This is a genomic window from Clostridium sp. SY8519 (assembly GCF_000270305.1).
In the GTDB taxonomy this organism is placed as follows: domain Bacteria; phylum Bacillota; class Clostridia; order Lachnospirales; family Lachnospiraceae; genus SY8519.
This window is the reverse complement of sequence record NC_015737.1, coordinates 778,539-801,940: the sequence shown is the minus strand read 5'-3', so window position 1 is coordinate 801,940 and position 23,402 is coordinate 778,539. Positions and strand designations below refer to the sequence as shown.

Genomic DNA, 23,402 nt, shown 5'->3' with positions numbered 1-23,402 from the left:
AGATGCGTTATGTTAAACTTCCCGTAAAAGCAAGGAGGAATTACAGATATGACCAAAAAAATAGATTTGACACGCACCGTTTTTGAACTGACGAAAGAATACCCGGAACTGATTGATCTTATGGCAGAGCTCGGCTTCACTGAGATTACAAAGAAACCTGTGCTTCACTCGGTAGGAAAAATCATGACGATTCCGAAAGGCGCCAAAATGAAAAATATCTCCATGGCAGATATTGCAGCGGCACTGATGAAAAACGGGTTTGAGCTGACCGGAGAATTTCCTGAAAACAGCATGTCCGAAGCTGTCGGTGAGACACAGCCGGCAGCGGAAGCGGATGACCGTACCGGACAGCTGAAAGCCTATCTGCGCCGCCTTGGAGCAGGGGAAGACCTGGAGAGTGTCCGCACAGATTTTGTGCGGGAATTCGAACAGGTGGATGCGGCGGAGATTATGAAAGCCGAACAGGAATTAATGAAGGAAGGCACACCTCTTTCCGAAGTGCAGAAACTCTGCGATATTCACTCGGCGCTGTTTCACGGAGCGACCCGCGAAGAGCAGATTGCCAATGCGGAAAAGGCGGTGGAACAGTCGCTGCAGAGGCAGAATCAGAAACAGGGAACAGAAAGCGAACAGAGCCGGGAAACAGAACAGGACCAGAAGCAGAAAACCGGCCGACAGGAACCCTCCGATGCCAGAAATGCGCGGGCGGCTGCCCTGGAGGAAATTTCCGGCCATCCGCTGCAGACGCTGACAAGAGAAAATCAGGCATTTGCTGCGCTGCTGGATACATTCCGGTCAACAGAGGATGCATCGCTGCTTTCGAAAATCCGTGAACTTTCCATTCATTACGCAAAGAAGGGCGATCTGCTTTATCCGCTGCTTAAGGTAAAATACGATATCTCCGGCCCTTCCGATGTGATGTGGACCGTGGATGATGAAATCCGCGACGAGCTGCGGACATTGGAAAACGAAGAGGAGCGCGGAGATGCATGGAAGGCCAGAGTGGAAGCCGTACTGAAACGTGCGGAAGAAATGGTCTATAAAGAGAAGAATATTTTATTCCCGATCTGTGCGGACAACTTTACGGAAGAAGAGTGGAAGAGTATTTACCGTGACGCGAAAGATTATGCCGTGTGCTTCGGTGTGGAAAGCGAGGTATGGGATGACGCAGAAAAAACCCGTTCGGATGCGCCTTCGTATGCGGGCGAGGTTGTGATGCCCGGAGGGCACATGACCGTGGAACAGCTGACGGCCCTTCTGAATACGATTCCCATGGAGATCACTTTTGTCGATGCGGATAACATCAATCGATTCTTTAACGAAGGACCGAAAGTGTTCAAACGTCCCGGAATGGCGATCGACCGTGAGGTGTTTTCCTGCCATCCGCCGAAGATCGAACCGATGGTTCGCCAGATCATAGAGGATTTCCGGAACGGCAGACAGGACTGCGTGCCGGTATGGATGGAAAAGGGCGGACGCACGATGCTGGTGAAGTATATGGCTGTACGGGACGCAGAAGGAAACTATGTCGGTACGGCGGAGTTTGTACAGGATATGGAGTTTGCGAAGGAACATTTTGGCAGCAGATAAAACAGACAGCACGGACTCCTGAGAAATTGAGAATATCCCGTATCCTTTGCTATGCAAAGGGTGCGGGATATTTTTTTCTGTGCTTCCCCTCTGCGCTTTGCTTTCTTGACAAACAGGAAGGTAACATAAAGATATGGAATCGAAGGAAATCAGATATTTCAGGAAAAACGACAGGGAGGGCAGAAGCATTTTGAGCGTGAAAACAGTGCATAAGTTCGGATATGCCAGAGTATCCAGTAAGGATCAGAATCTGGCCAGACAGATTTCAGCCTTAAAAGAAGCTGGAATTGATGAAAAATCCATTTTCATTGACCGGCAGTCAGGAAAAGATTTTGACAGGCCGGGTTACAGAAAACTTCAGGGTATGAATTTTTACAAGTTAATCACAATTTGTTTACAGACTGTAAACTTCAGGATATGAATTTCTTACACGCTGATCACAGTTTGTTCACAGATGGGATTTATATTCTTAGCAGATCATAACATGGCAAAAAACGGAAAACTGCCGCATAACTGCGCAAAAGCCTTTTGGATTACTAATGGCATAAACAAACCGGATAAGCGGGGAAACGGAGACGTTCTGCGAATGTTATGCCGGCTTGCTCAATTTTAACTGCTCAGCGAGGACACAAATGAAGATTGGATTAATTTCAATCAGTATGCATACGCGTGTATTAAATTTTGCATCTCCGATTCATACCGTCGCGTTCCAGCATTTTCTGGAAAAACACGGGATCGAGACCACAATCATTGACTATCAGCCCCGTTATTACGGAAAATTTGACATCCGGCATCCGCTTTTCTTTTACATCGAAAATCCATACAAAAATAAAGAACGCCAGCTGACTGCGCTGAAGGAATGGAAAGATCTGTTCTATCTGCAGGAAAAACGGCACGATCGGTTCAAAGCGTTTGAGAAGAAGTATTACACAAAAAAAACTCCGAAATGTTATACACATAAAACGCTGAATCAGGAAGATACGGGCTTTGACTGCTATATCTGCGCAACAGACGTCATCTGGAAGCGCAATAAGGTAACCGGTTTTGAAAAAGGATTCTTCCTGGCATTGAACGCCATGAAGGGAAAGAAAAAAATAGCATATTCCCCGAGCCGCGGAGCAACAGGATACACCATTGCGCAGGAAAAGGAATTCCTGAAACTGATCTCTGATTTTGATTTTCTTTCAGCACGTGAAAAAAGTTTTCAGGAATATATCAGCCGAATTACAGGGGCGGAGATTCCTCTGGTTCTGGATCCGGTGCTCTTGAATGATGTCTCTTACTACCGGGAAATGATGTTTCCGCCGGAGCCGGTGCATATGCCAGAGAAGAAATACCTTCTCATCTATATTGTGATGGAGCGCCCGACCGAACTTGTCCGTGAAGCATGTGAGTTTGCGTTAAAAAATGACCTGCAGGTCATAGAGCTGGGGCAGTATCTGGATCATGCGGATTTGGTCGAAGGAGTAAGGCATTCCGTGGTGTATGACATTGGAATTGAAGAATGGCTCTGGTATCTGGATCACGCGGAGTATATTTTTACCAATTCTTTCCACGCGTGCTGTTTTTCGATTCTCATGCATAAGCAGTTTTTTGCCGGCGATCGTTCCGGCGATAAAATAGATTCCGTTCTTGAGCTGTTTCAGTTGAGCTGGAGACGTCTGCTGTCCGCAGAACGGGACAGTGATAGGGACCGTGCCATGCAGATGGAAGATATCGATTATGACGCTGTGGAAGCAATATTACAAGAGCAGAGAATGAGATCCGCAGATTACATACTGGGCGCGATTCATACACTGGAACAGCGTGAGCATCAGCCGATTCTTCCGAATGTGAATGATATTCTGGCAGAATATCCGGATACGCCGCCGGATCCTCCGGAAACGGTGATTTCGCTCGATGAGCAGGAAACATTTGAGAAAACTAAAATTGAGAAAATAAAATACGAAAGTAGGATACTTACGAAGCTGCGTCGCATGGCAGGAAAAGCGAAACGAAAACTCCGCCGCTGAGATGACAAATTTCACATTTAAGATGGATCGGCAGACCAGAGAGGCATACAGCGCTCTCTGTGAGTCCCTCGGTCTGACAATGTCTTCCGCAACCCTTGCCCTCGTAAAGCAGGCTGTTCGTGATCAGAGTATGAGCTTTTCACTTCGAGACGAGAATGGCTTTACACCTGCAGAGGCAGCAGAGTTAAAGCGCAGGATCCAAGATGTAAGGAAAGGCGATACTGTACAGCATGAGCTTGTGGAGGAGTAACTGATGCGAAATCGCTTATGGCAGTCGGATGCCTGGGAGGAATATCTTGAAATAAATATTTCTCAGAATGACAGAAATATTATGTGCCCTCCGCAACAAACAGCATCCTCTGACTCTGCTATACTAAGCCCGAGGAGCAGAATCTCCGTGATGTGAAAATAGCTGTGGAGGGAAAAACAGATGATTACAGGTGAAATGATCGCTCATTTAAAGAAACAGTATGCGGAAGCAGGGGCAGAGGAAGAACGCCTGCGCAGCATGAGCGGGAGCAGATTGACAGAATACATCATAGAACAGTATCACCAGCCGGAGCGGGAAATGCTTGCGTCCATTGATGATGCATGGCAGCAGGTGCCTCCGCGAAAACAGCGGAAAGAACAGTATCATCATGTGTATGCGCTGTTTGTGGAATTAAGATCGATGCTTACGGAGCATTTTGCGATAGAAGAGGCGGAAGTGTTTCCACTGACGGCGGGTACCGATTCCGGTCGGGTGGAACTCCTGACGGCGCAGATGGAACTGGAACATGGCGAAGCAGAAAGAAAAATCGAGGAAATGAATCAGGCAGCAGAATATTTTCTGCCGGACCAGAAGGATCCGGAGGAAATTCAGGCGTTTTACCGTAAAATGGCGGAGCTTTTTGCCCATATCAAGAAACACGTGGACTGCGAAAATAATCTTCTGTTTCCCAAAATGCAGCAGGAACTGAAGTAAATCTGCCGCGCTTTTTCACTTTTTCTGAAGAGGAAAAAGAGAGAGCGGGAAAATGGGATCGAAGAGGAACTGCCGGGAAAAGTACCGGAAAATAATCGGGAAATGCCCGGAAAGTACCGGAAAATGATAGGAGAATACCCGGAAAATGCCGGGAGATTGCCTGAAACATGTCACCCGCCATAAGGACGTAGAAAAGTTTCGTCCTTATGGCGGGTGATTTTTCGCAGAAGCGTTATTGCGTTGTTATCCCCAGACTTCCTCTGCAATTTCCCGCACCAGACGGAGTTTTGCCCACTGTTCTTCTTCCGTCAGTTTATTTCCGATCTCACAGGATGCGAAACCGCACTGCGGACTGAGGTACAGACGATCCAGCGGAATGTATTTTGCCGCTTCGTGGATCCGCGCGATGACGTCTTCCTTCTTTTCCAGTTTCGGGGATTTTGTGGTGATCAGACCAAGGACCACTTTCTTGTCCGGGCTGACTTTTGCAAGGGGAGCAAATCCGCCGGAACGCGCATCATCGTATTCCAGATAAAGGGCATCGACATGCTCCTGCGCGAACACGTAGTCAGCAACGGAATCGTAAGGACCGCTGGTGAAAAAGGTAGAATGGTAGTTGCCGCGGCAGATATGGGAATTGATCACCATGTCTGCGGGTTTTGCCTCCAAGGCCAGATTGTTGACCTGGAGCAGCTTTGCTTTGACGTTTTCGATATCCAGTCCCAGAGAGCGATAGCGCTGTTTTGCCGCGTCACCGACCACTGCGCCCCAGGTACAGTCGTCAAACTGCAGATTGCGGCAGCCGGCCTGATAAAACTGATGAATCACATCCTGATACGCCAGCCCGATGTCCTGAATCAGGGTTTCATCATCGGGGTAGAATCTGCGTGTGGTTTCATAGTTGGCCGGAATAATCATCTGCTGGAATGTCTGCGCCGGGGCCGGAATGGTATATTTGGCTACGGTGGTTTCATTTTCAAACTGCTTCAGATAGCGGAAATAGTCTACAAAGGGATGGGGTTTTGCCTTGATTCGTCCGGTCAGGTAGGTATCCTCTATTTCTGCCAGTTCCGCATTGAACTGAACGCCGGAGCCGTTTTTGGCATGTCCGACGCCTTCAAATCCCCACATAAAATCCAGATGCCAGTATGTCCGGCGGAATTCGCCGTCGGTGATTACGTGATAGCCGACCTGCTTCTGCTTTTCGACCAGATCCAGGATGGCGTCATCCAGGATGGCATCCAGTTCCTGCCGGCTGATCCGGCCATCGGCAAACTGCTGTTTCGCGATCTTTACTTTTTCCGGTCGGAGAAAACTGCCAACCTGGTCATAACGAAATGGTGTATATAAATTGCTCATAGTAAATCCTCCCGCAAATGAAATATTTTTTTATGAAAAGCAAGGTTTCTTCCTGAAAGAAATATGGTGTTTTCAAGTACGTATACAGGATATCGGGCGGGAGGCGGATTGTAAAATATGAGAAAAATGTGGTTTGATATAGGATAAGACTATGGCAAAAACAAAAACAGACAGTTTTATCTGCGGTCAGAGGACACGCCGGAAAGATCCTGCGGTGCATACCGTTTCAGCGCTTCGATATATTTTTTTCCAATGCTTCCGACACCGGCTTTTCGGTGGGTGAGATAGCCGATTTCCATGTAGTCATCCACCGCAAGAGGGATGGCGGTGATATTTTTTCCGTTCAGTTCTTCATTGATGACACCGCTGCAGATGGTGTAGCCGTTCAGGCCGATCAGAAGATTGAACAGTGTGGCGCGGTCGGAAACCATGATGTCCTGCCTGCTTTCCAGTGTACTGAGAATCTCTTCAGAAAAGTAAAAGGAATTGTGCTCCCCTTGCTCATAGGAGAGTCTGGGGTAGGGGGAGAGATCTTCAAGGGTAACAAGGGCTTTTTGCGCCAGGGGACTGGCGGATCCCACAAAGACATGGGGTTTTGCCACGAAAAGCCGGTGGAAGCTCAGACCATTTTCCCGCAGGGTTTTGCGCAGGATGGTCTCATTAAAGCGGTTCAGGTACAGGACGCCGATTTCGCTGCGGAATTTTGCCACATCTTCGATCAGTTCGTAGGTCTGGGTTTCCCGGATGTGAAATTCATATTCGTCACTGCCGTATTGCTTCAGCAGATCCACAAAGGCTTCCACAGCAAAAGAATAGTGCTGTGTGGATACGCAGAACTGCCGGCGGACCGGCCCGGTGCCGAAGTATCGCTCTTCCAGCAGGCTGGTCTGTTCTATGACCTGACGGGCGTAGCCGAGGAATTCTTCTCCTTCTGCGGTAAGAAGAACACCCTTATTGGTTCGGTGAAAAATGGTGATGCCCAGTTCTTTTTCCAGATCTTTTACGGCAGCGGTCAGGCTGGGCTGGGCAATGAAAAGCTGTTTGGCGGCTTCGCTGATGGTGCCTGCGCCGGCGATGGTTACGATATATTTTAACTGAGTCAGTGTCATGGGAACCTCCGGTAAACCGTATTTCCTGTGTTGGGAAAACTGTGCGGTTAACTGCATTGTAGCAAAGGCAGAGGAAAGGCTCAAGGAGGAGATGAGCAGTTGAAGATTCCTCCCCTGCAGACGGCAGACAGATCCCTTTGTAGCACAGCGAAAGACAAATTGAAATTTAATATAATAAAAGTATTGACAATTAAAAGGCCGCTTTCGCGGCGGCTGTATTTCTCATACTGGTCCTGATCCGTGATAAATCCATGCTGAAGATTCATCGGAAGGATCTATGGCTTTTTCTCGGAACCGGAATTGCCAGCATCTGATGATGCGGCAGTATCATTCGCTGACAATCACAGTCTATACGTTCATTTTTGCTGCAGCCGGATCTCTGCCGTTTCTTCCTGTGAAAAAACGGGAAGGGATATTTCTGCAGCCGGATCTTCTGCTTCAGTCCCTGGGAATCGGTGTGTTGTGCACCGTTCTGCCGTTTCTTTCCTATACGTCTGGTCTGAAGCGGATTGACGCAGGCCAGGCATCCGTGATCGCAGCCATCGAGCCGGTCGTTGCCACCTGCCTGGGAATTCTGGCCTATCATGAACCGGCCGGAGCAGGAAGATTTATCGGAATGGTTCTCATTCTCTCTTCAGTGGTGATTTTGAATCTTCGGCCGACGGGCAGGAGAAAAAAGCATGACGGACCGCATCTGCCCAGATGCGGCAAAACGGGCCGCTGATAAAGGAGCGGCCCGTTTCACAGGGGTCAGTGCTGATACACACCGTAGGTTTTTGCGATTTCCACCATCTGCCGGGCGCCTGCAAAAGCATCCGGAGAGATCAGTTCACAGCCGGTGGCAAGCATGAAGCCGCCGCCTTTTGCCATGGCGTCGATATTCCCGCGGCATTCCGCATCGATGGATTCCGGACTGCCCACAGTGACTGTGGTAGGAGCCACGGCACCGATCAGCGTGGTGACATCGCCGTATTTTTCTTTTGTTTCTGCCAGGTCCGCGCAGTCATCCGGCGGATAGAGGAACGAGATGGCCGCTGGCTGCATCCGTTTGATCTGGGCGTCAAAATAGATATTTCCGCCGCAGTTGTGGATCATGACCAGACCGCCGTCTTCCCGCACCTGGTTGGAAAGCTCTTCAATCCAGTCGCCTTCCAGCTCGTCCCACATTTCTTTGCTCATGATGGAACCGGATGCAAACAGCGTGTCAAACATGATGCCCTGGACACCGGTTTCCATGATGGCATGGCAGTAGTCTTTCAGGGTCTGGGAAATCCGCCCGGTGGCTGCGTATACCGTTTCCGGCTGTTCGATGCAGTCCACATACATCTCTTCCTGATTGCGCAGCATGGACAGGATGCCCAGCGGGCCGAAAACAAAGGCGATGACCGGATACTCGCCTTTCGCTTCTTCCACCAGCCGGCGGCAGACTTCGATATGCATCATCATACGCTCGGAATTCCGATAGTCCACATACTGAATTTTGTCATAGTCGTCTTCTGTGGCAATGACCTGATTTTTGTAATTCGGGTGCGCCGGCTCATTGTCCGGATACACCAGTTCCTGTCCCCAGGCATCGCATTCCAGGGAAAGGTCGATCAGGGTAACGATACAGTCCAGATCAAAATCTTCCTTTGCTTTTAAAAGTCCTTTTACGCAGAGCTCTGCGTCCGTGGACCATTCCTTGCAGTTTACGCCGATCAGGTGGCGGGATACACCGGCCAGCAGGGGGTATACCGGCACACGGTCCGCTTCTTCGTGATTCAGTGCTTTCAATACACGTTCCATTGAGTTCATTTCTCTTACCTCCAATTCCGCTTTTATCATTTCTTTCAGAACCCTTATTTCTTTCAATTATAGAAAAAGGAGCTGTGCCGCATTGGAAGAATATTTATGCGGATTGGCAGAAATTTCCGGGCACGCAGGCGCAGGAGAAGGAAAAATCACGGGCGGTTCGGCTGAAAAAATCCAAAGGGAGCAGCAGGCAGACAGAAGCGGCGCAGATATTTACAAAAAAACAGAAAAAAATTGCCGGAGCTGGAAAAACAGCAAAAGAAAATAAGTACAAAAATAACAACAGAATTGCAAAAAACGGATGAAACTGCCGGAAAAACCGCAGACACCGGAAAAAATTTTCCTGTATAATGAAAGGAAACGAATAGCAATGACAATCCGCAATGGAAAGGAGACCAACGATGCATTTATCCGATGGATTAGAAAAAAGAAGAAGTTATTATCAGCTGAATAAGGAACTCCCGGTATCAGCAGATGAGGTAAAACAGCTGCTGGAGCGTGTGACGGAACTGGTGCCGGACTCTTTTAACATGAAGAGCGCCCGGATCGTCACTGCACTGGGAAGCAGACAGGATGAGCTGTGGGACCGGATCTATGATGTGTTCGGCGGAAAGGTTGCAAGAGAAAAGATTGACGGGTTTAAGGCAGCAGCCGGAACCATTCTCTATTTCTGCGATGAGGATGTGGTAAAAGCAATGCAGGAGCAGGTGCCGGCCTATGCGGACAATTTCCCGGTCTGGGCAAACCAGGCAAACGGCATGCTTCAGTTCAGCATCTGGACTGCGCTGCGGGAGAATGGGATCGGCGCGAATCTGCAGCATTACAATCCGGTCATTGACGCGGTGGTTAAGGAGATGTTTGACGTGCCGGACAGCTGGAAACTGATTGCGCAGATGCCGTTTGGCGGGATTGCGGCGGAGCCGGATCCGAAAGCAAAGGAAGAGATAGGGGAACGTGTGAGGTTTTTTGGATAGAGATGTCGATTAGACATGCAGCGACTAATCGAAAGTGTCAATATGCAACAGTCGCTTGCTATGCTGCGGCAGCTCGACTAAAACACAATCAGGCTGGGGATTAGCCGGAGGTATGTGTACGACATATATTATCGGTTTTATATTTTCTATCTATAGAGGTAAAGACAGACGGGCATCCGGAGAAAATGAAATCGATTTGATTATTGAAGAAAATGGAGTGCTGTATCCTGTTGAAATAAAAATGTCTGGAAATCCAAAGGCAAGCATGGGGGCAACAAATCAAGTGCTTGATAAGATACCGGATAAAAAAAGAGGAATGGGCATAATACTCTGCTTAATTGCGAAAAAGACCTATTTACGAGAAAACCTGCTTGCCTTACCAATTCGTTATATTTGATCATGACCTAAAATATATCCGATCCAATCAGAGATACCGCCGGTGCCTGAAGTTCCAGTGCTTCTGCTGGATATTCAGATCCGGCGGTTTATTTGGATGTTCGGAGACGCAGTTCCCGTAAAATCAGTATTCCCTTGCCCACCCCCGGGAGGCGGATACAGCTTTTTTCCAGCCTGCCAGCTCCCGGCGGCGCCGGTCGGAAGACATCTGCGGCAGGAAAGCCCGGTCCAGGGTCCAGTTGTCGGTGATTTCTTCCGTACAGGACCAGTGTGAAACAGCAAGACCGGCCAGACAGGCAGCTCCCAGCGCGGTAGTTTCCACACATCTGGGGCGCTGGATTTCGGTATTCGCGATGTCTGCCTGAAACTGCATCAGGAAGTTGTTCCTGGAAGCGCCGCCGTCCACTTTCAGGGTGCGGAGCCGAATGCCGGCGTCAGCCTCCATGGTATGGAGCACGTCATAGCTTTGAAACGCAATGGATTCCAGGGTGGCGCGGATCAGATGGCATTTGCTGACGCCGCGGGTGAGCCCGGTGATGACGCCGCGGGCGTAAGGATCCCAGTAAGGCGCGCCCAGGCCGGTAAATGCGGGGACCACATAACAGCCGTTGGTGTCCGGAACACGGGTGGCAAAGTATTCGGAGTCGGAAGAGGAATCGATGAGATCCATTTCGTCCCGCAGCCACTGGATGGCGGCTCCGGCCACATAGACCGAGCCTTCCAGGGCGTAGGTGATTTCATTGTTCAGTCCCCAGGCAATGGTAGTCAGCAGACCGCTGGCGGAGAGCAGCGGAATGTTTCCAATGTTCATCAGAGTAAAGCATCCGGTGCCGTAGGTGTTTTTTGCCTCTCCGGGGCGCAGGCAGTTCTGGCCGAACAGGGCGGCCTGCTGGTCACCGGCAGCGCCGGCAATGGGGATCGGTCCGCCGAAGAATTCCGGGTCCGTTTCTCCGTATATACAGCTGGAGGGTTTGACCTCCGGCAGGATCGAAGCGGGGATTTCCAGAATATTACAGAGTTCTTCATCCCAGGACAGGGTGTGAATATTAAAAAGAAGTGTGCGGGAAGCATTGGAATAATCAGTCACATGCACCCGGCCTTTGGTGAGCTTGTAGATCAGCCAGCTGTCTACGGTGCCGAAACAGAGGTCTCCGCGCTGCGCTTTTTCCAGGGCTCCGTCGACATGATCCAGGATCCAGCGGATTTTGGTGCCGGAAAAATAAGGATCCAGAATCAGTCCGGTTTTATCCCGGAAGATCTGCGGGTATTCCGGATGTTCTGTTTTGATTCGTTCCACATCATCAGCCGTGCGGCGGCACTGCCAGACGATTGCGTTGCAGACAGGCTGGCCGGTGCGCCGATCCCACAGGATGACCGTTTCCCGCTGGTTGGCAATGCCGATGGCGGCAATATCCCGGAATGTGATGTGCATTTGATTCATGGCTTTCCGGGCAACCGACAGCTGGGTCTGCCAGATTTCATTCGGGTCGTGCTCGACCCAGCCGGGCTGGGGAAAAATCTGGTTGAATTCCTGCTGTGCCATACCGCACTCCCGGCCGGAGCGGTCGAAGAGAATACAGCGGCTGCTGGTAGTGCCGGCATCAAGCGCCATAATATAGTCTGCCATAATGATGAAAAACCTCCTGAAATACTGTTCAAAAATTGTACCATGTGCAGCAGGAAAGAACAAGAAACCCTGTACAGGTGATTCAGAATGCGCCGGCGGAAAGACCGGGAAGACAGGATTTTCTTAAGATGTGCTATACTGGAACCGGAGCATCCGGGAAGCAGCCGTCTGATTCCCGGGAAGGAAAGGCATTTGTTCCGAAAGAAAGGCACCTGTTCCGGAAGGAAAAGAGCACCTCTTCCGGAGGAAAGGAGAACTGTTTCGGAAAAACGAGCAGCTATATGTGAGGTGACAGGGATGATGAGAAGCATTTGGTACGATGGAATGATGGGACTGGTGACGGGAGACGCGCTGGGCTGTCCGGCAGAATTCTGCACCCGGGAGGAATTGCGGGAAAGAGGCGGCGTAACTGCCATGGAAGGATACGGCACCTACCAGATGCCTCCGGGCACGTGGACGGATGACAGCAGTATGGCGCTGGCCACGCTGGACAGTCTGCGGAACAGGCAGGCAGCAGTCCCGAAGGATATCATGGATTGTTTTGCGGCCTGGAAAGCGCAGGGAAGCTATACACCCTTCGGCAGGGCCTTTGATATCGGCCGCACCTGCAGTGAGGCGATCGAGGCATATCAGAAAAGCGGGGACTGGCATACCTGCGGCAGGACCGATGAGCATGCAAACGGCAACGGGGCGCTGATGCGGATCCTTCCGGTATGTCTGTTTCTGATCCGGCAGGAGCAGAAGAAGGAACTGGATGAGGAGCAGGCACTGCAAACGGTGCAGCAGGTGACGGCACTGACCCATGGACACCGCAGGGCGGGGATTGCGAGCGGACTCTATTATTTTATGGTACGAAGCATTGTGCAAAACCGGGAAAAGGGCAGCCTGAAAGAACTTCTGCAGGCGGGACTGGATGCCGGTTTCCGGTATTATGACAAAAATCCGGAGAACCAGGAGGAACTGAAACACTTTGCGCGGATTCGCAGCCTGGATGCAGCGGAAAAGATCCCGGAAGAGAAGATTTTAAGCAGCGGCTATGTGATTGATACCATAGAGGCGGCAGTGTGGTGTCTGCTTACGACAGATTCCTTCCGCTCCTGTCTGCTGAAGGCCGTGAATCTGGGCGATGACACGGATACGACAGCCGCGGTGGCCGGAGGTCCGGCGGGGCTTTATTACGGCGGGGAAAATATCCCGGCTGAATGGCGGAATGCGCTGCAGAGAAGGGAATGGATCGAAGGGCTGATCGGCGCGATGGATGCGCGGGACGCAGAATGCTGATCATTGGTGTTTGTACAGCGGCATTCGTTGTATAAAAATACAAAAACAGCATTTTTTGATGAAGATGTGCGGGGAAGAAAAGAAATTCCGAAAAAGTCTGTTAAAAAAATGACATAATGATGAAAAATACATCGGATTTTAAAATGATTTAATGACAATTGCACAAAATTAAGGTAAACTATAGGGTATTAATACAAAATAATGAACAGCCAGGAGGTTTTTAAGGAAATGGGCAACATCGATTTGAGCCAGTATGGAATTACCGGGACAACAGAGATTGTATATAATCCGTCTTACGAGCAGTTGTTTGAAGAGGAGACCAGGCCGGAGCTGACCGGATATGACAAAGGACAGGTCAGTGAGCTGGGAGCAGTCAATGTCATGACAGGTATTTATACCGGCCGTTCGCCAAAGGATAAATTTATTGTTATGGATGAAAATTCCAAGGACACCGTATGGTGGACTTCCGAGGAATATCCGAATGACAATCATCCCGCATCGGAAGAGACCTGGGCGGCGGTCAAAGAGATTGCCAGAGAAGAACTTTCCAATAAGAAGCTGTATGTAGTGGACGGATTCTGCGGAGCCAACAAAGATACCCGCATGGGGATCCGGTTTATTATGGAAGTGGCATGGCAGGCCCATTTCGTAAAAAATATGTTTATTCAGCCCACACCGGAGGAGGAAGCGTCATTTACACCGGATTTTGTGGTATATAACGCGTCCAAGGCAAAGGTGGAGAATTATAAGGAACTGGGACTGAATTCCGAAACGGCAGTGGTATTTAATATTTCCAGCCATGAGCAGGTCATCATCAATACCTGGTACGGCGGAGAAATGAAGAAGGGTATGTTCTCCATGATGAATTATTACCTGCCGCTGAAGGGCGTGGCATCCATGCACTGCTCCGCCAACACAGACCTGAATGGCGAAAATACGGCTATTTTCTTCGGTCTGTCCGGTACAGGCAAAACCACCCTTTCCACAGATCCCAAGCGTCTGCTGATCGGGGATGATGAGCATGGCTGGGATGACAGCGGAGTCTTCAACTTTGAGGGCGGATGCTACGCCAAGGTCATCAATCTGGACAAAGACGCGGAACCGGATATCTATGGCGCCATCCGGCGGAATGCGCTGCTGGAGAATGTCACACTGGACGCTGACGGGAAAATCGATTTCGCGGACAAGTCCGTGACAGAGAATACCCGTGTATCCTATCCGATTGACCATATCGAAAAAATCGTAAAACCCATCTCCCACGGCCCTGCGGCAGAAAATGTCATTTTCCTGTCTGCGGACGCCTTTGGCGTGCTGCCTCCGATTTCCATTCTGACACCGGAGCAGACCCAGTACTATTTCCTGTCCGGATTTACCGCAAAGCTGGCAGGTACGGAACGGGGCATTACCGAGCCGACGCCTACCTTTTCCGCATGCTTCGGACAGGCATTCCTGGAGCTGCATCCGACAAAGTACGCGCAGGAGCTGGTGAAAAAGATGAAAGTCAGCGGTGCCCGCGCATACTTGGTAAATACAGGATGGAACGGAACCGGAAAGCGGATTTCCATCAAGGACACCCGCGGAATCATTGACGCGATTTTAAATGGGGATGTGCTGAAGGCGCCGACCAAGCAGATCCCGTACTTTAACTTTGAAGTACCGACGGAGCTGCCGGGAGTAGACAGCAGAATCCTGGATCCGAGAGACACTTACGCCGGCCCGGACGAGTGGAATGCCAAGGCAAAAGATCTGGCAGGCAGATTTATCCGGAATTTCCACAAATACGAGGGCAACGAAGCAGGCAAGGCATTGATTTCCGCCGGCCCGCAGCTGTAAGTATTACAGGAATGCGCAGATTTTTACAGGAAAGCAGCCTGTGCGGCATATTACAGTCCGCAGTATGCGCAGGCAGACGTCGGGGCGGCCACTTTCCGGTTGTCTGACAAAGAAAAACATGATATAATCCCGCATAAGGGTGAGCACCTACCGGCAGTCAGGCTATTCTGGCTGCCGTTTTTTGATGGAATACAGAAAGGGAACAGATATGCAACTGCAAACAAACAGAGATCTGCGGAAAGGCCATCTCGCTGCGCTGGTCACGATTCTGCTGTGGGGTACGACTTATATTTCGACGAAAATCCTGCTGAAGGAATTTCAGCCGGTGGAGATTCTGCTGCTGCGTTATGTCATAGCGCTGGGCGTTCTGTTTCTGCTTCGCCCGAAACGGCTGAAACTGCAGTGCAGGAAACATGAACTGTATTTTGCGCTGGCGGGCCTGACCGGCGTCTGCATGTATTACCTGCTGGAAAATATCGCGTTGACCATGACTTCTGCTTCCAATGTGGGCGTGATCGGTGCGGTATCTCCGTTTTTTACCGCAATCTTTGCTCTGTTTATCTTAAAGGATCCTACTGCCAGACGGCCGGGATTTTTTATTGGTTTTGCGGTGGCCATTTTCGGGATCGGACTGATTACCTTTCAGGGGGCGGCAATGGGCTTCCATCTGGCCGGGGATCTGCTTGTGATCCTTTCCACGATGGTGTGGGCCTGTTACTCTGTGGTCAGCCGGATCATTGGGGATTTCGGATATCCCACCGTCCAGGCGACCCGCAGGATGTTTCTTTACGGAATCCTGTTTATGCTGCCTTTTTTGAAGATCTTCGGCTTTCATCCCAATCTTTCGGCCCTGTCTGAGCCGGTGGTTCTGGGAAATCTGATCTTCCTGGGGGTAGGCGCGTCTGCCCTCTGCTTTGTTTCCTGGAATTACGCGGTAATCCGGCTGGGAGCGGTAAAAACCAGCGTCTATATTTATCTGATTCCTGTTGTGACGGTGCTGGCGGCAGTGATTGTGCTGCATGAGCGGATTACGTTCTGGTCGGGTGTGGGAATTGTCCTGACGATTTCCGGACTGTTTCTGTCGCAGGGTCTGCGCCTGAAGGAAAAATCCGGGGACACGCCGGAATCACAATAAGCGACCGAAGGGCCGTATCTGGAAGTTTCTCTGATTGCGATACAGCCTGATACTTTGTCACAAAAAGAAGCGTATCCCGCAGCCCTTTCTGCCTCGGCAGAAAAGGGAGTGCGGGATACGCTTCTTTTATAAAACGCGCAGCTGCTTCCTGCGCGTCAGCGCTTAAGCAGTCGGAACACTGGCATTCTGGAATTCACGGAGAATGCGCCTCTGTTCAGGGGTCAGGTTCTTCGGTACATCGATCTCAATGGTGACATATTCATCGCCGTGTTCCAGCGGTTTGCCCGGTACCGGTGTGCCTTTGTTTTTCAGGCGGATTTTATTGCCGGACTGAATCCCTGCCGGAATCTTGCATTTGACCGGTCCGTATACGGTAGGAAGGGAAGCCTCCCCGCCGAAAACAGCTGTGGTAAATGGAATCCGGGCAGAGGTGTAAATGTCGCTGCCCTTCCGGGTGTAGCCGGCCTTTTCCTCTACGTGGACTTTCAGCAGCAGGTCTCCGTAGCTGCCGTTGCTCCTGCGGCGGCCTTTGCCCCGCAGGCGGATGGACTTGCCGTCCTGGATTCCTGCCGGAACCGTGACTTCCAGGATCTGCGGCCCCTGTTCCGTCTGGAAGCGCAGCTTTTTGCTGCAGCCGAAGACAGATTCATCGAAGGAAACCGTAAGATCCGAATGAAGATCATAGGACTGCGGTTGACCTGCGTTCCGGAAGCCGGAGCGGAACTGGTCAAAGTCCGGTCCCTGGCTGCTGGCGCGGTAAGACCAGCTGCGGTCGTGGCGCCCGTTATTCCCATGGAACATATTGCCGAAGAGATCTCCGAAGATGTCCTCGGCATCACCGCCTTCAAAGTGGAAGGTGCGGTAGCCGCCGTTTCCGTCAGGGCCGGAGGAATAGAACCGTGTGCCGCCATTGCCGAATCCGCTGCTGCCATAGGTGCCGTCGGCTCCGCCGTGGAAGAAGCCGGAATGGGTTTTCTCATAGTCCTTCGGATCGCCTCCATATTCAAAGGGTGCGGAACCGAACCGGTCGTAGAGTTTCTTCTTTTCCGGATCGGAAAGAATGGAATAGGCCTCGCCGATCTCCTTGAAACGGGCCTCGGCCTGCCTGTCTCCGGGGTTTGCATCCGGATGGTATTTGCGGGCCAGTTTGCGGTAAGCTTTTTTTATATCATTGTCTGAAGCATTTTTGGAAATGCCCAGTACATCGTACAGATTGCGTGTCATAGGTATTCACCGTCCTTTCATCTGCAGGGAGTCTGTGGCAGAACTGCTGTCCGCAGGGCATCTGTCTTCCGGAAGCTGTCCGGGATGAGCACCTTTGGTACGGGCAGAAAACTGCCGGCGGATGCAGATACAGAAAAACGCGTACCGGCGGAAATCTGTAGATCGGAGAACAGAAAAACTGCCAACCCTCTGATGATCAGTAAAGCGGCAGTCTGCTCTCTTTCTGCAATCGTGACTCATGTACAGAACTCATCAGCCGGGAATTGCAAAAAATCAATAGGATTTTTTGTTTGATTTTATACTAGCGCATTTTTTCCAGTCAGTCAATATAAATGTGCTAATTATTCTATAAAAAGTAGAACAAAAAGTGAAAAAGGGGAAAATTACGGCGTAAACGGCAGAATCTTATGCTGAAAGCATGGGAACCGGAAGGCCTGTCATGCAAAAAATTCCGGCCGGTCCCGTCTGTAAGAACGAGGCCGGCCGAAACAGAGAAGACAGATGTTATTCTGCCTGAACAGATTCCACGATGGCATCTGCCAGCTGTTCCAGTTCCGTGGATTTGTCCGCAGACAGGGTGGAAGCCAGGGAAAGACGCTCATTTAGAATTGTCATATTTTTCATATTTTCATCGATATATTTCTGCATCAAATCACCGGATTTGCAGGCCCAGGAGCCGTTTTCCACAATGGCTACCGTGCGGTTCTGCAGGTTCAGCATGCGCATTTCGTCAAGGAAATCGAACATAACCGGATAGATGTTCAGATTATAGGTGACGGATGCCAGAACCAGATGGGAGTATTTGAATGCATCGGAAATCAGGTAGGAGACATGGGTGTTGGATACATCGCATACTTTTACGTTGGTGACGCCTTTTTCACAGAGGCGGGAAGCCAGAGCCTGCGCAGCGGATTCCGTGTTGCCGTACATGGAGGCATATACAATAAGAACACCTTTTTCTTCCGGTTCGTAGCGTGACCAGAGGTCGTATTTATTGATAAAGTACATCAGATCTTTGCGCCAGCAGAGGCCGTGCAGCGGAGCGATGATCTTGATTTTATCCAGTACAGAGGCTGCTTTGCCCAGCAGCAGCTGCACATGGGGACCGTATTTTCCTACAATATTGACCAGATAACGGCGGGCTTCGTCGATGTAATCCCGGTCATAGTTCACTTCGTCCGCGAACATTTTGCCGTCGTTGGCGATGAAGGAACCGAACGCGTCTGCCGAGAAGAGCACCCCGTCGGTCAGATCCAGGGTAACCATGGGTTCCGGCCAGTGTACCATAGGTGCCTCCACGAAGGTAACGGTGTGTTTGCCGAAGCTGAAGGTGTCACCTTCTTTGACCGTATGGCAGGTCTGCCGGTCTACGGAGAAACCGAACTGACGGGCCAGCATGAATCCTTTTTCTGTAGAGATCAGCTGGACATCCGGCCAGATCAGGAGAATTTCCTCGATACATGCCGCATGATCCGGCTCCAGGTGGTTGATGACCAGATATTCCAGCGGCCGGTCGCCCAGCAGATACTGGAGGTTTTCGATCATCTGCCGGCAGGCAGACCAGTCGACGGTGTCGAATAAGGTCGGATGCTCATCCAGTAGCAGGTAACAGTTATAGGATACGCCCTGGGGAATCGGGTGAATATTTTCAAATAAGTGCAGGCGGTGATCGTTGGCGCCGCACCAGTAGATATCATCAGTGATTTTTCGTACGTTGTACATAGATGACTCCTTTCTGTATCCCGTGAGCCGGGACAGTCAAATGGTGTATACCGGGCGCTGCTTACAGGCCGCGGATGCCGGCTTCGATAAAGTGGTCTTTGTCTTCTGCGCATTCCGGGCATACCCAGTCAGCCGGAAGATCTTTAAAGAGGGTGCCGGGAGCGATGTCGGCTTCTTCGTCGCCCAGTTCCGGAATGTACTCGTATGCGCATCCGGAGCAGATGTAGCGCGGGCCGATGGGTTCCGGTTTCGGCGGCAGCGGACGTTTCATCTTGATCATCTTGCCTGCCGGGGCTTTCTTGCCGGTGCCCAGGGCTTTGGTCAGCAGCGGAAGGATTTCGTTTACATCTCCGACAATGCCGTAGTCACAGTTCTTGAAAATCGGCGCGTTGCCGTTTTTATTGATGGCCACAATGGTGGAGGCGTCTTTGATGCCCTTTAAGTGCTGTTTCGCGCCGGAAATTCCGCAGGCGATATACAGATTTCCGGTGAATTTCTGGCCGGACATACCAACATAGCGGTTTAACGGAACATACTGCAGTGTCTCGGCAACCGGCCGGGAAGAACCGATGGCAGCGCCTGCCGCATGGGCCAGATCTTCGATGAGTTTCATATTGGCTTTGTCTCCGATTCCCTTTCCTGCGGAGACCACCCGTTCTGCCTGCGGGATTGGCGTATCTGCCGGAATACCGACGGAAAAATCGTAGCCATCACTTTTGAGGGCCGCCACCAGATCATTGACCTTATCCGCGGCTTCGCCTTCGGTAAAGATCCTGTTTTTGCGGATGCCGGTAACAGGCGCCGGTTTTTTCATTACGCTGCGGGAGCCGCCGCCGGTGTTTTTGCTGATTTTTCCCAGCAGGTTCGCGGCAATGACCACGCGCTGAATTTCGTTGGTCCCTTCATAGATGGTGGTGATTTTGGCATCCCGGAACGCGCGTTCCACTTCCATGCCTTTCAGGTAGCCGGAGCCGCCGAAGATCTGCAGGGCGTCGTTTGTGATTTCCACAGCAGCGTCGGAGGCATACATTTTGGCCATAGCGGCTTCCATGCCGTAACGTTCATGATTTTCTTTCAGTTCCGCAGCGGAATAGATCAGGAAACGCGCCGCCTGAAGCTTGGTTGCCATATCCGCCAGTTTGAAGGAAATGCCCTGGTGCACGCCGATGGGTTCGCCGAACTGCACACGCTCTTTGGCATATTCCAGCGCCTTGTCATATGCGCCCTGGGCAATACCAAGTGCCTGTGCGGCAATGCCGATGCGTCCGCCGTCCAGGGTGGACATGGCGATCTTGAATCCCTGGCCTTCTTTGCCCAGAAGGTTTTCCTTCGGAACTTTTACATTATTAAAGATCAGCTCCGCGGTAGAGGAAGAGCGGATACCAAGCTTGTCATAGTGATCGCCGAATTCAAATCCCTTCCATCCTTTTTCTACGATGAAGGCAGAGATGCCGCGGGTGCCGATATCCGGTGTGGTAACGGCAAATACCACATAGATATCTGCTTTCGGCGCATTGGTGATAAAGATTTTTCCTCCGTTTAAGAGGTAATGGTCTCCCTTGTCGATGGCAGTGGTTTCCGTGCCGCCGGCGTCAGAACCGGCATTTTCCTCGGTCAGGCCGAAGGCGCCCAGTTTCTGTCCGCTGGCAAGGGGAACCAGATACTTTTTCTTCTGTTCTTCTGTGCCGTATGCGGCAATTGGATAGGTGCCGAGAGACGTGTGGGCGGAGAGGATGACACCGGTGCCGCCGTCTACGCGGGCCAGTTCTTCCACTGCGATGGCATAGCTGATGACATCGGCGCCGGCGCCGCCGTATTCCTTCGGATAAGGAAGACCCATCCAGCCGTGTTCGGCCATCTGTTTCACCTGTTCTGTGGGAAATTCATTTTCCTTGTCCAGGCGGAACGCGATGGGGGCGATTTCCTTTTCCGCGAAAGCGCGTATTTCTGCGCGGAGAGCTTCGTGTTCTTTGGAAGTCTGAAACAGCATAACAATTACCTCCTTAATAATAAAAAATAATAAAGATAAAGTGCTTAATTGCCGGGCAATAATAAATATCATTTGTAAATGCTATGACAGGATTATAAGTTGTCAGAAAAACAGAAGTTGTGATATTTGCATCAATATGATATAAATTAATTACAGCACCTGTATACTTTGTCCAGCTCATGCTTGCATGAAGCTGGACAAAGTATACAAGGTGCGCCCCACCATGAGGAAGAAGCGGGGAAGGGGCCCCGCGGAATCCGAATGGTGGGAGGGATGCGGGAGTGCGGAGCACGGAGCATCCCGTGTAATTAATTTAGAGAAAAAGCCCCAGCCAGAGGATGGAGCGGGGGAGGGAGTGCGGAGCACGGAGCAGCGAAGGAGGAACGGTATGAAGCGACGGGAATTTCTGGACGACATCAGCAAAGAATCTTTAGAGCAGATCATTCCCTGCTTTCTCCCGAAGAAAAAGCAGTATCAGCGGGGCTCGGTGATCCTGAGCTATCCGGACGCGTCAAATCAGCCGATGCACATCGGCATTCTGGAAACGGGCGCCGCGCGGCTGGAAGTTTTGGGCGCAGACGGTGAGATGTTTCAGCTGGAAGGGTTTCAGCAGGGAGATGTATTCGGGGAGATGTTTACGCTGCCGCTGACAAACTATGAGTATATCGTAACCGCGGAGGAAGACTGCAGGGTGATTTTTCTGGATTATGAGCATGTGATTACCCCCTGCGAACATGTCTGCAGCCATCACACACAGATGATCAGCAATCTGTTTATCATGACCGCACAGAAGACCCAGGAAATGTCGTTTCACCTGTCTGTGCTGAATCAGCGCAATACAAGGGAGAAAATATTGTGTTATCTGAAGTATGTGCGTATGATGGAAGATATCGCAGGCGATGAGGAATTCCGGATTCCCATGACTTTAAGCAAGCTGGCGGAATATCTGCGGGTGGACCGGGCTGCCATGACCCGTGAGATCCGGGGCATGAAGGATGAAGGAATGCTGGAAAGCAAAAACCGCTGGTTTCGGCTGCTGGCATAACGAACGATGGGAAAGGTTCGAAAAAGCAAAAGATTTAGAAGAAAAAGAGGAAACCAGAAAGGAGTACACAAATGTATTTTAACCATGTGAAATTTACCGTAAGAGACCTGGACAAAACAGTGGCCTTTTATCAGGAGGCGCTGGGACTGAAACCGGTGGAACGTTTTGACGCGCCGGACGGATCCTTTACGAATCTGTACCTGGGCGACGGAAAGACCGGATTCCGGCTGGAAATCACCTGGAACAAGGGCCGCACAGAACCCTATGACCTGGGGGAGGAGTGCTTCCACCTGGCGCTTACCAGTGAAGATATGGAGGCGTCCCACAGACATCACGAAGCGATGGGGTGCATCTGCTTTGAAAATCCGGAGATGGGAATCTATTTCATCAAGGATCCGGACGGCTACTGGATCGAAATCGTTCCGGAATAAACGGACTATTTCCGGTAATCCCTGGGAGAGACGCCATAGCGTTTCCGGAAGAGGCGGATGAAATAGGAGAAATTGTCAAACCCGCAGCGGCTGGCAATGGCGCCGATGGGATCCCTGGTTTCCGTCAGATAGTAGGAAGCCGCAGTCAGGCGGTAATCGGTCAGATAAGAGATAAAGGTCTGACCGGTTTCTGCCTTAAAGACCCGCATAAAGTGGGAGGGACTGTATCCGGCGGCCTTCGCCGCGTCGGTCACGGTGACCGGCTCGCTGTAATGCAGGCGGATCCATTCCAGCACATCCTTCAGCACCCGGGTGCGGGCGGAAGATGCCTCCGGCACAGCAGCGGGAATGCGATACTGGTAAAAGGCGTGCAGCATCAGAAAAAGCTGGCTTTTTACAATCAGAGAAAAGCCCGGATCCCGTCTGGCGCAGGCGAGGTCTGCCGTATCCAGCGCCCGGGCCACCTCTGTGTGAAAATCAGTTCCGGGGCGCAGCGGCCGCGGAATCTGCAGGGATGCCCGCCGGATCGGATCCAGGATATGCTGGCGGCACCAGTCATTTTCCGCGGTACTGTCCAGAATGGACAGGGAAAAGATGATATTTTCGTATTCCATCGGACCGTCGGCGCTGCCTTCAATGGCATGCAGCTCCCCGGGCATCACGGGGACGATGCAGCCGGCGCTGACGGGATAAGGGATCAGGTTCACGGAAACGGTGCCGGATCCTTTTTTTATGTAAATCAGTTCTGTCTGTTCGTGCCAGTGCAGACGCACCCGGGGAAAATCCAGGGGGATGGTGCACAGATAGGTGTTGTAGGCAAAACCGGGCTGCTCATGCAGCTGGGTTTCCCGGTACTGGCTGAATTCTTCTAAGGTCATGGCGGATTTCCTTTCCCGGCTCCTGCAGATGCTGCCGCATG

At 51.1% G+C, this 23,402-nt stretch carries 21 protein-coding genes; 13 read left to right on the top strand and 8 right to left on the bottom strand.

All coding sequences use genetic code 11. From position 1 onward, the window contains the following. Window positions 1-48: 48 nt before the first annotated feature. The 4 genes from CXIVA_RS03765 (at window position 49) to CXIVA_RS03745 (ending at window position 4,566) form a co-directional block, all read left to right on the top strand. Window positions 49-1,590: a DUF438 domain-containing protein gene (locus tag CXIVA_RS03765; protein ID WP_013976697.1), complete on the top strand. Its 1,542-nt coding sequence runs from the start codon at window positions 49-51 to the stop codon at window positions 1,588-1,590. Window positions 1,591-1,723: 133 nt separating this feature from the next. Beyond that, window positions 1,724-2,011 carry a recombinase family protein gene (locus tag CXIVA_RS03760; protein ID WP_013976696.1) on the top strand — a complete coding sequence of 96 codons (288 nt, stop codon included), beginning with the start codon at window positions 1,724-1,726 and terminating at the stop codon, window positions 2,009-2,011. 211 nt (window positions 2,012-2,222) lie between these two features. Further along, window positions 2,223-3,602, top strand: a complete 1,380-nt coding sequence (locus CXIVA_RS03755) for a polysaccharide pyruvyl transferase family protein (protein WP_013976695.1) — start codon at window positions 2,223-2,225, stop codon at window positions 3,600-3,602. Between the two features lie 430 nt (window positions 3,603-4,032). After that, window positions 4,033-4,566, top strand: a complete 534-nt coding sequence (locus CXIVA_RS03745) for a hemerythrin domain-containing protein (RefSeq protein ID WP_013976692.1) — start codon at window positions 4,033-4,035, stop codon at window positions 4,564-4,566. 243 nt (window positions 4,567-4,809) lie between these two features. On the opposite strand, the gene CXIVA_RS03740 is transcribed toward CXIVA_RS03745, so the two are convergent. Then, the gene (locus tag CXIVA_RS03740) at window positions 4,810-5,925 is read right to left on the bottom strand and encodes a 5-methyltetrahydropteroyltriglutamate--homocysteine S-methyltransferase (RefSeq protein ID WP_013976691.1); all 1,116 of its coding nucleotides are present in this window, start codon (window positions 5,923-5,925) and stop codon (window positions 4,810-4,812) included. Between the two features lie 176 nt (window positions 5,926-6,101). Continuing rightward, complete coding sequence (locus tag CXIVA_RS03735) at window positions 6,102-7,034, bottom strand: LysR family transcriptional regulator (protein ID WP_013976690.1); 933 nt, start codon at window positions 7,032-7,034, stop codon at window positions 6,102-6,104. 277 nt (window positions 7,035-7,311) lie between these two features. On the opposite strand from CXIVA_RS03735, the gene CXIVA_RS03730 reads away from it, so the two are divergent. After that, a complete protein-coding gene (locus tag CXIVA_RS03730) occupies window positions 7,312-7,758 on the top strand; it encodes a DMT family transporter (RefSeq protein ID WP_050979212.1) in 447 nt (148 codons plus the stop codon). Window positions 7,759-7,784: 26 nt separating this feature from the next. On the opposite strand, the gene CXIVA_RS03725 is transcribed toward CXIVA_RS03730, so the two are convergent. Beyond that, window positions 7,785-8,819: a uroporphyrinogen decarboxylase family protein gene (locus tag CXIVA_RS03725; RefSeq protein ID WP_242822907.1), complete on the bottom strand. Its 1,035-nt coding sequence runs from the start codon at window positions 8,817-8,819 to the stop codon at window positions 7,785-7,787. Between CXIVA_RS03725 and CXIVA_RS03720 the strand changes: the two genes are divergently transcribed. The 3 genes from CXIVA_RS03720 to CXIVA_RS03710 all read left to right on the top strand — a co-directional run bounded on the left by CXIVA_RS03720 (window position 8,819) and on the right by CXIVA_RS03710 (window position 10,196). Next, window positions 8,819-9,130, top strand: a complete 312-nt coding sequence (locus tag CXIVA_RS03720; RefSeq protein WP_148267778.1) for a hypothetical protein — start codon at window positions 8,819-8,821, stop codon at window positions 9,128-9,130. The two genes, CXIVA_RS03725 and CXIVA_RS03720, sit on opposite strands and share 1 nt — an antisense overlap. 96 nt (window positions 9,131-9,226) lie before the next feature. Further along, complete coding sequence (locus CXIVA_RS03715) at window positions 9,227-9,799, top strand: nitroreductase family protein (protein ID WP_013976686.1); 573 nt, start codon at window positions 9,227-9,229, stop codon at window positions 9,797-9,799. A 112-nt stretch (window positions 9,800-9,911) separates the two neighbouring features. Next, on the top strand, window positions 9,912-10,196 hold the full coding sequence (locus CXIVA_RS03710; RefSeq protein ID WP_013976685.1) for a hypothetical protein: 285 nt from the start codon (window positions 9,912-9,914) through the stop codon (window positions 10,194-10,196). Window positions 10,197-10,319: 123 nt separating this feature from the next. Here the strand turns inward: CXIVA_RS03710 and glpK are convergent, their stop codons facing one another. Continuing rightward, complete coding sequence (gene glpK, locus CXIVA_RS03705; RefSeq protein WP_013976684.1) at window positions 10,320-11,822, bottom strand: glycerol kinase GlpK; 1,503 nt, start codon at window positions 11,820-11,822, stop codon at window positions 10,320-10,322. 297 nt (window positions 11,823-12,119) lie between these two features. Here glpK and CXIVA_RS03695 point away from each other — a divergent pair, with 297 nt between their 5' ends. The 3 genes from CXIVA_RS03695 (at window position 12,120) to CXIVA_RS03685 (ending at window position 16,071) form a co-directional block, all read left to right on the top strand. Then, window positions 12,120-13,103, top strand: a complete 984-nt coding sequence (locus tag CXIVA_RS03695) for an ADP-ribosylglycohydrolase family protein (protein ID WP_013976683.1) — start codon at window positions 12,120-12,122, stop codon at window positions 13,101-13,103. A 228-nt stretch (window positions 13,104-13,331) separates the two neighbouring features. Continuing rightward, entirely contained in the window at window positions 13,332-14,936 is a 1,605-nt protein-coding gene (pckA, locus tag CXIVA_RS03690) for a phosphoenolpyruvate carboxykinase (ATP) (protein WP_013976682.1), read from the top strand. A 208-nt stretch (window positions 14,937-15,144) separates the two neighbouring features. Beyond that, window positions 15,145-16,071 carry a DMT family transporter gene (locus CXIVA_RS03685; protein ID WP_013976681.1) on the top strand — a complete coding sequence of 309 codons (927 nt, stop codon included), beginning with the start codon at window positions 15,145-15,147 and terminating at the stop codon, window positions 16,069-16,071. A 162-nt stretch (window positions 16,072-16,233) separates the two neighbouring features. On the opposite strand, the gene CXIVA_RS03680 is transcribed toward CXIVA_RS03685, so the two are convergent. The 3 genes from CXIVA_RS03680 to CXIVA_RS13745 all read right to left on the bottom strand — a co-directional run bounded on the left by CXIVA_RS03680 (window position 16,234) and on the right by CXIVA_RS13745 (window position 21,007). Beyond that, the gene (locus CXIVA_RS03680; protein WP_013976680.1) at window positions 16,234-17,295 is read right to left on the bottom strand and encodes a J domain-containing protein; all 1,062 of its coding nucleotides are present in this window, start codon (window positions 17,293-17,295) and stop codon (window positions 16,234-16,236) included. A 504-nt stretch (window positions 17,296-17,799) separates the two neighbouring features. Beyond that, the gene (locus tag CXIVA_RS03670) at window positions 17,800-19,017 is read right to left on the bottom strand and encodes an FprA family A-type flavoprotein (RefSeq protein WP_013976678.1); all 1,218 of its coding nucleotides are present in this window, start codon (window positions 19,015-19,017) and stop codon (window positions 17,800-17,802) included. Between the two features lie 61 nt (window positions 19,018-19,078). After that, on the bottom strand, window positions 19,079-21,007 hold the full coding sequence (locus CXIVA_RS13745) for an acyl-CoA dehydrogenase family protein (RefSeq protein ID WP_013976677.1): 1,929 nt from the start codon (window positions 21,005-21,007) through the stop codon (window positions 19,079-19,081). A 388-nt stretch (window positions 21,008-21,395) separates the two neighbouring features. On the opposite strand from CXIVA_RS13745, the gene CXIVA_RS03660 reads away from it, so the two are divergent. Continuing rightward, the gene (locus CXIVA_RS03660; protein WP_013976676.1) at window positions 21,396-22,052 is read left to right on the top strand and encodes a Crp/Fnr family transcriptional regulator; all 657 of its coding nucleotides are present in this window, start codon (window positions 21,396-21,398) and stop codon (window positions 22,050-22,052) included. Between the two features lie 71 nt (window positions 22,053-22,123). Next, on the top strand, window positions 22,124-22,483 hold the full coding sequence (locus CXIVA_RS03655) for a VOC family protein (RefSeq protein ID WP_013976675.1): 360 nt from the start codon (window positions 22,124-22,126) through the stop codon (window positions 22,481-22,483). 5 nt (window positions 22,484-22,488) lie between these two features. On the opposite strand, the gene CXIVA_RS03650 is transcribed toward CXIVA_RS03655, so the two are convergent. Then, window positions 22,489-23,361 carry an AraC family transcriptional regulator gene (locus tag CXIVA_RS03650; protein ID WP_013976674.1) on the bottom strand — a complete coding sequence of 291 codons (873 nt, stop codon included), beginning with the start codon at window positions 23,359-23,361 and terminating at the stop codon, window positions 22,489-22,491. Window positions 23,362-23,402 lie beyond the last annotated feature (41 nt).

What these genes read in the sequence shown, in the direction of transcription:
- CXIVA_RS03765 (WP_013976697.1), top strand. Translation starts at nt 49, where the DNA reads ATGACCAAAAAAATAGATTTGACACGCACCGTTTTTGAACTGACGAAA.
- CXIVA_RS03760 (WP_013976696.1), top strand. Translation starts at nt 1,724, where the DNA reads ATGGAATCGAAGGAAATCAGATATTTCAGGAAAAACGACAGGGAGGGC.
- CXIVA_RS03755 (WP_013976695.1), top strand. Translation starts at nt 2,223, where the DNA reads ATGAAGATTGGATTAATTTCAATCAGTATGCATACGCGTGTATTAAAT.
- CXIVA_RS03745 (WP_013976692.1), top strand. Translation starts at nt 4,033, where the DNA reads ATGATTACAGGTGAAATGATCGCTCATTTAAAGAAACAGTATGCGGAA.
- CXIVA_RS03740 (WP_013976691.1), bottom strand. Translation starts at nt 5,925, where the DNA reads ATGAGCAATTTATATACACCATTTCGTTATGACCAGGTTGGCAGTTTT.
- CXIVA_RS03735 (WP_013976690.1), bottom strand. Translation starts at nt 7,034, where the DNA reads ATGACACTGACTCAGTTAAAATATATCGTAACCATCGCCGGCGCAGGC.
- CXIVA_RS03730 (WP_050979212.1), top strand. Translation starts at nt 7,312, where the DNA reads ATGGCTTTTTCTCGGAACCGGAATTGCCAGCATCTGATGATGCGGCAG.
- CXIVA_RS03725 (WP_242822907.1), bottom strand. Translation starts at nt 8,819, where the DNA reads ATGGAACGTGTATTGAAAGCACTGAATCACGAAGAAGCGGACCGTGTG.
- CXIVA_RS03715 (WP_013976686.1), top strand. Translation starts at nt 9,227, where the DNA reads ATGCATTTATCCGATGGATTAGAAAAAAGAAGAAGTTATTATCAGCTG.
- CXIVA_RS03710 (WP_013976685.1), top strand. Translation starts at nt 9,912, where the DNA reads ATGTGTACGACATATATTATCGGTTTTATATTTTCTATCTATAGAGGT.
- glpK (WP_013976684.1), bottom strand. Translation starts at nt 11,822, where the DNA reads ATGGCAGACTATATTATGGCGCTTGATGCCGGCACTACCAGCAGCCGC.
- CXIVA_RS03695 (WP_013976683.1), top strand. Translation starts at nt 12,120, where the DNA reads ATGATGAGAAGCATTTGGTACGATGGAATGATGGGACTGGTGACGGGA.
- pckA (WP_013976682.1), top strand. Translation starts at nt 13,332, where the DNA reads ATGGGCAACATCGATTTGAGCCAGTATGGAATTACCGGGACAACAGAG.
- CXIVA_RS03685 (WP_013976681.1), top strand. Translation starts at nt 15,145, where the DNA reads ATGCAACTGCAAACAAACAGAGATCTGCGGAAAGGCCATCTCGCTGCG.
- CXIVA_RS03680 (WP_013976680.1), bottom strand. Translation starts at nt 17,295, where the DNA reads ATGACACGCAATCTGTACGATGTACTGGGCATTTCCAAAAATGCTTCA.
- CXIVA_RS03670 (WP_013976678.1), bottom strand. Translation starts at nt 19,017, where the DNA reads ATGTACAACGTACGAAAAATCACTGATGATATCTACTGGTGCGGCGCC.
- CXIVA_RS13745 (WP_013976677.1), bottom strand. Translation starts at nt 21,007, where the DNA reads ATGCTGTTTCAGACTTCCAAAGAACACGAAGCTCTCCGCGCAGAAATA.
- CXIVA_RS03660 (WP_013976676.1), top strand. Translation starts at nt 21,396, where the DNA reads ATGAAGCGACGGGAATTTCTGGACGACATCAGCAAAGAATCTTTAGAG.
- CXIVA_RS03655 (WP_013976675.1), top strand. Translation starts at nt 22,124, where the DNA reads ATGTATTTTAACCATGTGAAATTTACCGTAAGAGACCTGGACAAAACA.
- CXIVA_RS03650 (WP_013976674.1), bottom strand. Translation starts at nt 23,361, where the DNA reads ATGACCTTAGAAGAATTCAGCCAGTACCGGGAAACCCAGCTGCATGAG.